Raw genomic sequence first — 12,619 nt, forward strand, 5'->3', positions numbered from 1 at the left:
AAAAAAATATAAAAAATTAAATCAATGGAAGAGAAGATTAAAACTGGAAATGTCTTAATCCAAATATCCGCTACGATAAAATTAATATCAGCAATTATTAAATTATAAGTATTTTTATGAGCTATAAACCTTTATCTAATGAGATAAATTTCAAACTATTTAATACATACTTTGAACACAAATACTGTTGATAGTTTTTTGTGTGTTTTACTAATATTATAAACTATTTCAACAATAATAGCGTCTTTTTAATTACATGCGACTTCAGTATTAATAATGTACCAAAAGCTTTTGGGTGGTAGATTATGATGTTCCGTGCAACACACCTTAAATATTTAATTATTTATACTCAAAGGACATGCTTTGCTAACAATAATCAAAACTGAACTTTATGGTAAAAATACTCTCACCTCAGATTTGTATGACTAAGGAATGAGAAGTTAATAACCTGTAATTCTGGAATTTGGAATGGTGCGTTACGCGATGCTAACAGCACCCTACCCTACTTTTGTACTTTATTTAATCTACATTCCTAACCTTTAAATTAACCCTCCATAAATTGGAGGGCCGATCGCGTTTTAAATTAAAGATAGTCCTTATTGCAATTGTTGTTGTATCCTGTCACTCAAAGGATTATGCTTAGATGCCAAACGCGCCCTACCTGCAGCAGCCCATTCCCGTAATTTTTCGATTTGTTCTTGAGCTGTTCTTGCTAGGGGAATAATTTGAGAAGCTGCTTCTAAAATATCGTCGGTGGTAAAATCACGGTTCTGACTAAAGCCAATATGCATTGCTTCAATTAAGGTTTGCTCAATTTCGGCTCCAGAAAAATCAGGAGTTTCATAGGCTAATCTGTCAATATCATAATTTTTGATGTTATGAGGACGTAAGCGGGTTAAATGTACTTCGTAAATTGCTTTGCGTTCTTCCTGAATTGGTAATCCAACAAAAAATATTTCATCAAATCTTCCCTTCCGCAGTATTTCCGGTGGTAAAGCTTGGATATCGTTAGCGGTAGCAACAACAAATACAGGTGAGTTTTTTTCTGCTAACCAAGTAATAAATGTTCCAAATACTCGGCTAGTAGTTCCCGCATCTCCTTTGCTACCAAGTCCAGAAAATGCTTTATCTATTTCATCTATCCACAAAATACAAGGAGCTAGGGCTTCAGCCACCTGGATCATCTGTCTTGTACGAGATTCCGATTCACCAACTAAGCCAGCAAATAAACGTCCAACATCCAAGCGTAACAGTGGTAAATGCCAATGGTGAGCGATCGCCTTTGCTGTTAAAGATTTACCAGTTCCTTGAATTCCGATTAATAACAAACCACGGGGATGGGGTAAACCATATTGTCGGGCTTTTTCACTAAATGCTCCACCCCGGCGTAATAACCAATCTTTAAGGTTATCTAAACCACCAATATCAGAAATTTGCTCTGTGGCAGGAATGAAATCCAGAATTTGGGTTTGGCGAATTGTTTGGCGCTTTTCAGCTAATACTAATTCCACATCTTCCGGTTGTAATTCTCCATGGGATGCGATCGCTCGTGCTAAAACTCTACGGATGCGTTCCATAGATAAGCCCTGACAAGAACTTACCAAGTCATCCAAAAACTTCGCAGATAAGGAAGTACCAGTTGAAGCTAACAGACGTTCAATCTCTGTTTTAATTTCTGTCTTGGCTGGTAATGGGAAATCCACTACTGTCAAAACTTCCATCAAATCATCAGGAATATTAATGCGTGGCGACAATAGTACAATATTTTTTGGTTGTGACTTAAGAAGACGGGCAAAATTACGTAGTTTGCGCGCGATCGCTACATCTTCTAAAAATCGGTGATAGTCCCGCAAAATAAACACCCCTGGTGCATTTGGAGATAACTTTTCCACCAATTCCAAAGCTTGTAATGGATTACGCCGCCCAAAACCTTGGTCATTGGGATTACCCTGGTAACCATCAACAAAATCCCAGATATAAATCGGGCGATTACCTTGATTGGTAGCTTCTTCCTGAATAGCAGCTTCCACCCGTTCCTCTTCATAGGTAGCAATGTAAAGTAAAGGATAACGGGCGCGTAGCAGAAGTTTAAACTCGTCACGGAAGCTCATACTTTAGATCTTAAAAGATTGGTTATTTATTTTATTGTTAAGGTTTATATGGCGTCTTACAACTGAATTCAAATAATGTCATCACATAATTCTCGATCTTCCTGTTTCAATTCTGCGTTAGTTTTCAAATAATCTTCGATCCAATTGCAGACGTGCTGCAATACAGGCTCAATTTGAAGAAATTTGTCTAAATCCCATAAGATTACTTTATTATCATTACCTGCTGAAGCAAGTCGTTTTCCATCCGGGCTAAAAGCAATTCCATTAATTCCATCATTATGTCCTTTGAGAGTTCTTACCAAAGAACCATTTAATTTCCATAGTTTAATAGTGGCATCTCCACTTGCAGAAGCAATCATATCTTTTGTGGGATGAAAAGCAACTGCTCTAACTCGACCGGTATGACCCCTAAAAGTTTTGATTACTTCTCCATGAAGATTCCATAGCTTGACGGTTTTGTCCTCACTTGCTGAAGCAAGTAATTTACCATCAGGACTAAAAGCTACATCATCTATGCCCCTGGTATGACCTTTGAACGTACGAAGTAATTGACCGTCAATGCTCCAAATTTTGATAGTATGGTCGCCGCTTGCTGAAGCAAGTAATTTACCATCAGGACTAAAAGCAACTTCTTCTACCCTACCCCTGTGTGCTAGAAGAGTTTTGAGCAAAGTACCATCTGATTTCCAAAGTTTTATAGTCTGATCGTCGGAAGCGCTAGCAATAATTTTCCCATCGGGGCTAAAAGCTACACCTTCAACTTCATTCCTATGACCATTTAGGCTTAACAAAAAGTAATATTTTTTATCTTCACGATCAAACTTCCACAGCCCAACAGTATTATCTTCAGATGCAGAAGCAATTAGTTTACCATCAGGGCTAAAAGCAACATCCTCAACTTTATCACTATGACCTCCATGTTTATTTTGGTCTTCTTCTAAAACCATAATCAGTTTTCCTTGGGAAGTCCAAAGTTTTATGGTTTTATCATCAGAAGCTGAGGCGATAATCTGACCTATTCCCTCTGGAGATTTTACTTTAACAGGACTGAATTCTACACTTTCAATTTCATCATTGTGTCCAGCTAATATTGTTAGTAAAGTCTCGTTTGGTCGCCAAATTTCTATTCTACTGTCTTCAGAAGCTGAAGCAATAGCTTTTCCATTAGGACTAAAAGCAACAGATCTCACTTCTTCATTGTGGACTTCTAGGCTGCGGAGCAAACTTCCATCAAGTTTCCAGAGTTTAACAGTATGATCGTCGGATGCTGAAGCAATAGTTTTACCATCTGAACTAAAAGCAAGACCGTCAACTCCTGCTTCATGTTTATTAAATGTGTATATTTCTTTGCCATCTATTTGCCAGAGTTTAACGCTATTATCATCGGAAGATGAGGCAATGATATTACCATCGGGACTGAAAATAACCCTATTAACACCAGAGTTATGACCTTTAATAGTTTTTAGTAAGGTACCGTTAACTTTCCAGGTTTTGATCGTACCATCTCCACTCGCGGAAGCAATCATTTGACAATCAGGACTAAAACTTACTCCCCTAACTTGATCCCTATGTCCTTCTAGAGTCCTCAATAAGGTACCGTCAGTTTCCCAGATTTTTACAGTATTGTCATCGGAACCTGAAACAATAAGTTTACATTTATTACCAAAAGCAACACTGTTAACTCCAGCACTATGACCTTTGAAAGTACTCAGTAATGTACCATTTATCTGCCAAAGTTTGACGGTACCGTCCTGACTTGCAGAAACTATATATTTCCCGTTAGGACTAAAAGCAATTCCTCTAACCCAGTCGCCATGACCTTCAAAAGTTTTTAATAGGGTACCATCCATTTTCCAGAGTTTGATGGTTTGATCTCGACTCGCCGATGCTAGTAATTTACCATCAGGACTAAAAACAACCTCGTAAACTGCACCTGTATGCCCAGAAAAAATATTTTTCTCTTTTACCTGGTATGCTGCCTGTAAAAGTACTTCTTCTAAATGATTCTGCAGTTTTTGATCTGTCCAATATAAACCTTTCAATTTTTGCCTTGCTCTTAAAGCTTCGATCGCAGCATCTAAACTTCGATTCAAAGCAAAGGATTCCTCTGAAGAAGCAATTGTTGCTTTGATTTCGTTAACCAGCGCTCTATGGAACTGAAAGAAAGCTATTATCCCCAGTGTCGCAGAAACAGCTAAGGCAGTACTTACTGAAGCTAGTAAAATTCTCTGTAGTTTGGAAACTTCTCGCTGTTTTGCCAATCGCGCCTCAGCTTCTTTAGTACGAGCCATTTCAATTTTTTGAATTTCCCGATTATTTACTACATGGCTAGCAGCTAAATACTGATAATCTAAATGATTCAAACTATGTTCGTTTGACCAAGCTTGGGCTTCCTCTAGAGACAATCCTCGTAATAATTGTGACTCATCTTTGCGTTCGGAATTTAACCAAGCTTTTAATGATTCGGAGTAAGGTCTGAGTTTTGCTAATTGCTTTTCTACCCAGTTTCGATCAAATACTTCTTCGTAAATGCGATTATAAATTTTTATTCGCCCGTTGTGTCTTTTAACTAATCCACTGAGCAATAATTCAACTTGTTCCTCGATTGCTTTATTGGCTGAAATCGAACCTATGTCTATGATTTGCTGATATAGTCCTAATAAGCGTCCAGTTTTTTTAGTATTGACTTGGAAGCGATCGCTAATGGTACGTAAATGAGGTGGCTCATCTTTAGATGCCCACTGATCGGTAATATAAGTTTTAACTAATTCAGCAATTGAAATGATATCGGAAGTTCCTGTTTTTTGGGCATAGTGCTCAACAGTTAAGCGACATAGTTTTTGAGTTAGAAATGGCTGTCCGCCAGTCCAAGCTAATATATTTTTGAGTACTTCTTGAGGGTTTTTTACTTTTCCTACTAAACCCCTAATTAATGGTTGGGCTTCTTCAAAAGTAAAGCCACTTAGTTCAATCGCCCGACCAATATTAAAAGGAGCTCTACTTTTGTTCGCAATTAAATCTGAAGGTGTTGCAACTCCCAACAAAGTGAAAGTAATAATTTTGTTTTGAACGCAAGCACGGATCAGTGCAAAAAAATCATCGGTGTTGAAAGGTAAACTTAGGGTGCTGTCAATCTCATCAATAAAAATTACTATTGGTCGTGTAATTAAAGTAGGTAGAACATCTTCCAAAAACTCACCCAAAGAACGGACTGGTGAAATATATTGACGTTTCTCCAACCATTTACGCAAATTGAACTTTTGACTCAGTCCTAAGCTACGAACTAAAGATAGGGTTATATCAGCATACCATTGTTTCTCAGTTGTATTGTGACTACCAAGACCTGACAAATCAACAACACCACAAGCAACATCATCATTCATTAACCTCTGGGTTACTCGCACTTGTAAACTGGATTTACCTATTTGACGACAGTTGAGTACATAGCAAAACTCTTTAGCTTTTAAAGCTTGGTAAAGTTCTTTATCAGCTTTTCGTATTACATAGCTCGGAGCATCAATTGGTAAACGTCCACCTACTTGATATTGGTAATTTGTCAACTTTTCGGTAGCCATTAGTTCAAGGTAAGTTTTAATTAAATAGCACTACAAAGTCGAGTCAAAATAGACCGCGGCTTGGTATCAGCAAAAATATTAAATAAACCCCCTTGTAAGGGAAGATTATCATTATTTTGTTTACCCAGTAATTTCTATGAAGCTTTTCTATTTATGGCTAGCACATTAAATCTCAATGGTTTGGCTCGATTTTAAGTTCTAATATGCTGACGAAAATATTGGCGATACAGTTCGCATCTAGATATTACAGCATTACCTTGAAGACATACTAAGCCTATACTATTTAATTTGAAAGCTAGCATTTGTTCTAATTCTACAGGTCCCGTGCATTTAAGAACATGTTCGTATGCCAGAATCAGTTCTATATCTTCTTGGAGATATCCTAAAAGTTGACGTAGGTGACTGCGATAAATACCTGATTCTGTGGCTGCAGATTTTACAAGATAATCCCAGGTTATATGTCTTAATGCCAAATTGTACAATGTTAGGCGGACTAAAAAGGGATGACCGCCTAACAATTGCATAAACTGTTTTAGCCTTTGTGGTGATAATTCTAAATTATGTAAGCGAGCAAGCTTATAGACCTGTTCGGATTTGAATGTCTGTAATTCAATTGCAACTCCTACATTAAAGGGAGATTTATTAGTATCTAAAGGAATGTAAACTTCTGTAGAATGGATGATAATTAATCGTAAGTTGCGCCATACCTCACTCCCTTGGGTTCCATAGGAAGCTTCCTCATACCAAGAACGCAGCATGCTGAAAAAATCATCAGCAACTTCCAAGTGACGAAATACTTCATCAACTCGATCTAGGGCTAACACAAGAGGTCTTTTTAGGGCTGGTAATAAAAACTCTTGAAAGTAATGAGTACAGTTACTTTTACTTCCATAAATCGAACTCCAATGATGCTCGAGTTGATATTGCTCTCCTTCCAAACCCAATTGGTGAGCGATCGCACTACAAAACCATTTTAACAACCGATCCAAATCAGTAAAAACTTTGGCGTCAGCTTTCTGGAAACTTAATGCAACTGTGTAATACCCAAATTGTCTAGATTTTTCCAGAATCCTCACCATCAATGAGGTTTTACCCATTTCTAAAGGTGCCTTTATTCGTAGCAAAGCCCCCGGTTGTAAAATAGTTTCATAACAAAGCGATTCACCAGGAACGCGTTCTATATAAAATGGGGAGTTTAAAGGTACTATACCTTTAGGAAATTCCAGTTCTCTTTTTTCATGTGTCGGTACTAATCTATTTTGAAACTGTTGTCTGAGAACAGAACGAAAGTTATTTTTGGTAATTTTCTCCCCAAAAGCATTAGATAACTTTTGCCATAATTGAGAGCCAACACTCCTAATGTAATCAGCATCATAACCACAAGTGTTAGCAATTTCTTGGTAAGTATTTCCTTCCCAACATTTACGGAATACTTGTTCCTGAACAACACTTAAACGGTCGGGGTGAAAAACTTCGTCTAGAATAGATAACGTATCTTCTATAGTCATTATAATTTAACGCTATTTTATAAAAAGCGGAAAAATTCGGCAGTTAATTTTCGCTGCAATCAATGAGAAAAGTTGTATTCTGATTTGCAACTATAAAAGTGAAACACTATGTACTTAAGAACCCTTGATTTTTAAATCAAACTGCTATATCTAAGTCAAGTAAAGGCTTATAAAATCAGTATTTTGACTTGTTATTATACAAATATATACATATTAGACAAGAAGAAATAGTCAAAAGTAATAATTTACGTCTTATCAAAGGGTGCCTCTTTATCTGAGATGGGAAAATTACCAGTCATGCGAGTTATTTTTACTTGGCAAACAACATGTAATACTAGCAAAAATTACAGACATTGAACTAATTTATGTAGTATTAAACTCGAACAAGTAAATATTTCAATAAATGTCAGGTAATTTACATAAGACAAACAAATTTTAATTCAAGAAGATTGAGGTATTTTTGTCTTTCGTCACTTTTGTAGATAACTAATCAAAGTGATTTAGATGTTGAATCTTTATTGAAAATAAACAATAATAAAAACTAATAAATTCCTTTCAATATCTATTGTTGATATTGAAAGGATCTTATAGCAGATAGCAGGTAAGTAAGGTATAGATAAATAGCTAAAATTTAGGTGTAAAGCTTATTCAATTCTTAAGTCCTGTCTTCTGCTCTTTATCTACCCCAAGGAATTTGTCGCATCTTAGTCAAAGCTTTGACTAATTCCTGCTGTTTTTGCATCGCATTCTGCAAGTTATCAGTTTGCTTATCGAATTCTTGCTGTAGTTGATATTCTTGAACTGCAAAGGCAAATTGTTTACTAACTTCCCGGGCTAAGTCAATTTCTTTTGTACTCCACTCACAAGATAGAGTCTTAGTAGTATCTCGCCAAGCATTAAGGGATTGGCGGGGGTATAATTGTCTTTGATCTGACTCAAACTCTCCTGCCCAAAAAGTTTCTTCCTCTGATTTGTTGCGAAAAATACTTAAATATCCTAACAAGTGTTGGCGATGCTGAAGTGGAATCATTAAGAGACTACGAACTTTAGAACCTTGAAAAGCAACCTGCAAAAAGCGTAATTTATGAACTTGATATATATCTGAAATTGCCCAAATATCATAATCACCAGATTTATAATATTCTTGCCAAACACTATACTGTTCCATCAATTGATATTTTGCTAGTTTTGGCATTACAGGCTGTTTGCCATGGGTATAAAGCTTGAGACTATCGCTAGAATTTTCCAAGCGGTCTATAAAGCTGTCAATTTTGTTTCCCTCACTTCTTTTAGCAATACAAAGCCTACCTCCAGAACCTCCAAATGCAACAACAACTTGTGCCAAAGCAGCTTGTAATTCTACCGTAGACAATGAATGTAGTAGAGTGACAATATGCTTGATACTATTTTCCCTGAGTTTTTTCTCCGGTACTTGGGAAAGAAGAGTATTTTGAGCAATTGCTACTGACATTTGCTCGACAACCATCTGAACTAATTCCAGATCTGCTTCTGAAATCAAACGTGGTTCGCTGTGATGACATGCTAATAAACCCCAAAGTTTTCCATCGTATAGGATAGGTAAGACAACAGATGATTTGACACCGATGGCTGTCAAATACTCCAAATGACATGGATCTACTGCACGATAACGAATTTCTTCAGAAAGTATCTCTGCCGTTTCCAAATCATATAATGCACTTTGAGCTATTTCTTTAGTGTCAACATTTACAATTGACCTTACTCGTACTTTAAGATATAGCTCACGAGTTTCAGCCGGAATTTCATCACCAGGAAAATGTAATCCCAGCATGGATGGTAAACCATCATCATCTACAGATTCAGCAATTACTTCGCCGCTTCCATCCTGGTTAAACTTACAGACTTTTACTCGATCAATTCCCAGGAATAAACGCAGATCTGCAGCCGCAGCAGTCAAAATGACTTTTAATTCTAACTTTTGACGGATATATTTTGTTATCTGACGTAATACAGTTTTTTCATTGATACTACTATGCATTTCCTAAATTCAGTTTCAGTTTATTTAATGTTTAAATTTGCATTTAAAGAGTATTTTTTTTCTAATCTTAGAGTATTTGTTTCTTAACTTGTAAAATAATCAGAACATTCAACCAAATACATCATAAGTTATAAGTGCATAACTTATGATTTCAAAAATTAAAACTATTTCCAATAAATTATTCTGCGTTGAAATATTGATATTAATAAAAAAATATCTAAGTAGTAATTAGCTGACAAAATTAGCGAGGAATAATTTATGGGAATATAATTTTTAGTATATATTACGCTTGATTCTGTAATCTTTTCCCCAATAGTACAAGCACAGGTATAAATGTATTAGAATTTACCATGAATTGATTAAATTACTAATCATGAAAGAATTTTGCTTCTATGTATTATATGCTTGTAAGCGTTTAAAATTATGTAAACTCAAACCAGATAACTCCCCATAACACCCATTAAGTATGTGGTAATTTATCTATGTTTAACCACTGCAAAATATTTTCGGGAACTTCTTCAAAATGTTCCAACAAGAAATCCATTAAAGCGAGGTGGAGTAAATCATTTTTTGTTGGATAATGCTTATCAGAATTACTTCTAAACCAGTTTCTCACCGTAGAATCAGAGCGATCACAGATTTGAGCAATATCCTTATAAGTAACACCCCATTTTGTGTAGAACTGCTTTGGTGTCATGCCAAAATTCCAGTTTTTATACAGTGAAATTAGACGCTGTTCTCTCGCAGTAATTTTACGTATCATAGATGTTGCTTTTAGTTGATAAGATTTTTTACTTTCTAGAGGATATACTCTCATACCTATTTTTATTTTTGGAACACTCAATCAGTAAACTAAATATTCAAAGTTAAATCTGTGATAAAAAGTATGTCTTTGCAGTAAGGAAATATGGGAAATTGTGAGGAATTGATATTACATAATCACACAGATACCCAGAATTTTGTCACAACTGTTTTTAAAAGAGGGCTCTATTTAAATCCAAGAATTTTTGATACTTTTAAAGACTTTACTGGATAAACGAAACATCATCGGCTTTGATTGCCATCTTCACCACAATAAAATCTTGATAATACTTGCAATTTAGGAGATGTATATTCAGCAATACCCGCAGCATGGATTTATGTTAAAACAAATCCATCATAAAATCGCCGAAAATTTACTGAGTATTTTAAGTATCATCATAGGCTATATTTTGGACGAGATTATAAAGAATGACATATTTCTGATGTTGTTAGTAGTGATGTCGAGTAATTACTAATCTGTATGAAATTTATCTACTATTCATAACCTATTAGTAACTACTTATAAGAAGAAATGAAAAACCAAAATAATAAATTCAGCCACCTTACAGCAATAGAAAGGACTAAAATATCATTTCCCGCTAATTTTTTATCAAAAAAACAACTACTAAAAGGTAGAATTTTAGATTTTGGTTGTGGCTTTGGAAATGACGTCAAGCTATTAAAAGAAAAAGGCTTAGATATCTTCGGATACGACCCGTATTATTTTCCTCAGTATCCATATGGTAAATTTGACACAATAATTTGCTCTTATGTTTTAAACGTTTTATTCCCTGAGGAACAAGCGAATGTTTTAATGGAAGTATCACATTTATTAAAACCTGGAGGTAAAGCTTACTACGCGGTGAGAAGAGATATTATCAGAGAAGGTTTTCGAGAACATTACGTTCATAAAAAACCAACCTACCAATGTATCGTTAAGCTTCCTTTTAAGAGTGTATATTCAAATGATAATTGTGAGTTTTATGAATATACTCACTATAATCAACAAATTAATTCACCCGAACGCTGTATATTTTGTAATCCACGTAAAAATCTCAAACTATTGACCGAATCAGCCACAGCTTACGCAATGTATGATGGTTACCCTGCAAGTAAAGGTCATGTTTTAGTTATTCCTAAACGGCATGTTAGTAATTATTTTGACTTAGAATTTAAAGAGCAAGCTGCTTGTTGGTTGATGGTGAATAAAGTGCAAGAATTAATCGGTAAAGAATTTGCACCTGATGGATTTAATGTAGGAATGAACATCAATCGGGATGCGGGACAAAATGTTATGCATGTCGGGATTCATATTATCCCGCGTTACAAGAGTGATGTTATCGGCAGCAAGGGTGGAATTAGAAGTGTGATTCCAAGACGTAGCATGGCATTAAACTAAGCACTAACATACAAGTACTAACATACATGTAGCGATACTTGTATGATGCCGCAATAACTTCTGTTGCCATTTTTCAAATTATTGAAAATTGAAAATAATATTCTCCAATAGAATCAAAAAATTCGAAATTTGCATTTCCCATAGAGTATTTATACATTACAGATTTTCAACTGGTGCATTTTACTCCAGTTTGAATAGTATACAAATGTACTTGGAAGTGCCATATGTTGCTAGTCGCCTTACCACGGTTAAACTTGAGATTTTTGATGGTAATCAGAGGATTTGTTTCTCTTTGGATGAATCTGAATCAAGTAGAATCTGTATTTGATATTGTTGAGGGAATGCGATATACCAATGCGACTAAATTAGCCGCAAATTACCTTAAATCAAAACCAGAAGTTGAGGAAATAATCAACGAACGTTATGTAGGAGCAATCCCAAATTTAGATATTTTGCTTGAATATCCGGAAAACTCTTTAGGTTATATATATGCTTCTCACATGAAGAAAATGGGTTTTACACCGGGTTCCTACCGTAAAATAAAAATTGAAGATGACATCAGCTATATTCTTTTTCGCATGAGGCAAACTCATGATATATGGCATTTAGTAACAGGATTTGATACAAGTCAGATGGGAGAATTAGGAATTCAATCATTTAGTCTTGCTCAAACCCGTTTACCTATGCCAGTAATATTATTAGCTGGAGGATTGTTTAGAACTATTTTTCAAAGTCCAGAATTACTGGGAAATTTACTAGAGCAGGTTACCTTTGGATATACAATGGGCTCCAAAGTCAAACCACTATTTGCTCAAAAGTGGGAAGAAAATTGGGAGAAGCCTTTGTCTGAGTGGAGAGAGGAACTAGGTATTAATTTAGTAAATACCTGCATTTCTGAATAAATAATTTGTTAGTGAATAATCCCTATTAGTATTAACTAGACTCGGCTTTTATTGAATTTTGAGAAAGTGTTAAAAATAAATTATATAGTCTAAATAACAAAGATTTAAATCTTATAAGATTGAATCTTGTAGTTAGAATATCTATACTATAAAATTATAAATTTATACAAAAAATCTTCACTATATCCTTGAATATGCTCAAAAATATTCAAAGCGATTTTACTGAGCTTATTTTCTATGCCTTACCGGATGTCCCGTCGTGCTTACGCTGAAACCTATGGTCCCACTGTCGGCGACCGCGTCCGA

General features: G+C 35.4%; 7 protein-coding genes. 2 read left to right on the forward strand and 5 right to left on the reverse strand.

Annotated elements, in window-relative coordinates:
- Positions 1–596 precede the first annotated feature (596 nt).
- The 5 genes from QNJ50_RS13125 to QNJ50_RS13145 form a co-directional block, all read right to left on the reverse strand.
- Positions 597–2,111, reverse strand: coding sequence for an AAA family ATPase (locus QNJ50_RS13125; RefSeq protein ID WP_300635886.1), 1,515 nt, complete (start codon positions 2,109–2,111; stop codon positions 597–599).
- Between the two features lie 68 nt (positions 2,112–2,179).
- Positions 2,180–5,686, reverse strand: coding sequence for an AAA-like domain-containing protein (locus QNJ50_RS13130; RefSeq protein ID WP_300635887.1), 3,507 nt, complete (start codon positions 5,684–5,686; stop codon positions 2,180–2,182).
- Positions 5,687–5,877: 191 nt separating this feature from the next.
- Positions 5,878–7,194 carry an AAA-like domain-containing protein gene (locus tag QNJ50_RS13135; RefSeq protein ID WP_300635888.1) on the reverse strand — a complete coding sequence of 439 codons (1,317 nt, stop codon included), beginning with the start codon at positions 7,192–7,194 and terminating at the stop codon, positions 5,878–5,880.
- Positions 7,195–7,870: 676 nt separating this feature from the next.
- Complete coding sequence (locus QNJ50_RS13140) at positions 7,871–9,211, reverse strand: GAF domain-containing protein (protein ID WP_300635889.1); 1,341 nt, start codon at positions 9,209–9,211, stop codon at positions 7,871–7,873.
- A gap of 460 nt (positions 9,212–9,671) precedes the next feature.
- Entirely contained in the window at positions 9,672–9,974 is a 303-nt protein-coding gene (locus QNJ50_RS13145) for a helix-turn-helix domain-containing protein (RefSeq protein WP_300635890.1), read from the reverse strand.
- Between the two features lie 570 nt (positions 9,975–10,544).
- Here QNJ50_RS13145 and QNJ50_RS13150 point away from each other — a divergent pair.
- On the forward strand, positions 10,545–11,411 hold the full coding sequence (locus tag QNJ50_RS13150) for a bifunctional class I SAM-dependent methyltransferase/HIT family protein (protein ID WP_300635891.1): 867 nt from the start codon (positions 10,545–10,547) through the stop codon (positions 11,409–11,411).
- Between the two features lie 224 nt (positions 11,412–11,635).
- A complete protein-coding gene (locus QNJ50_RS13155) occupies positions 11,636–12,313 on the forward strand; it encodes a Coq4 family protein (protein ID WP_300635892.1) in 678 nt (225 codons plus the stop codon).
- Positions 12,314–12,619 lie beyond the last annotated feature (306 nt).

Source organism: Mastigocoleus sp. MO_188.B34 (genome assembly GCF_030065675.1).
GTDB lineage: Bacteria > Cyanobacteriota > Cyanobacteriia > Cyanobacteriales > Nostocaceae > Mastigocoleus.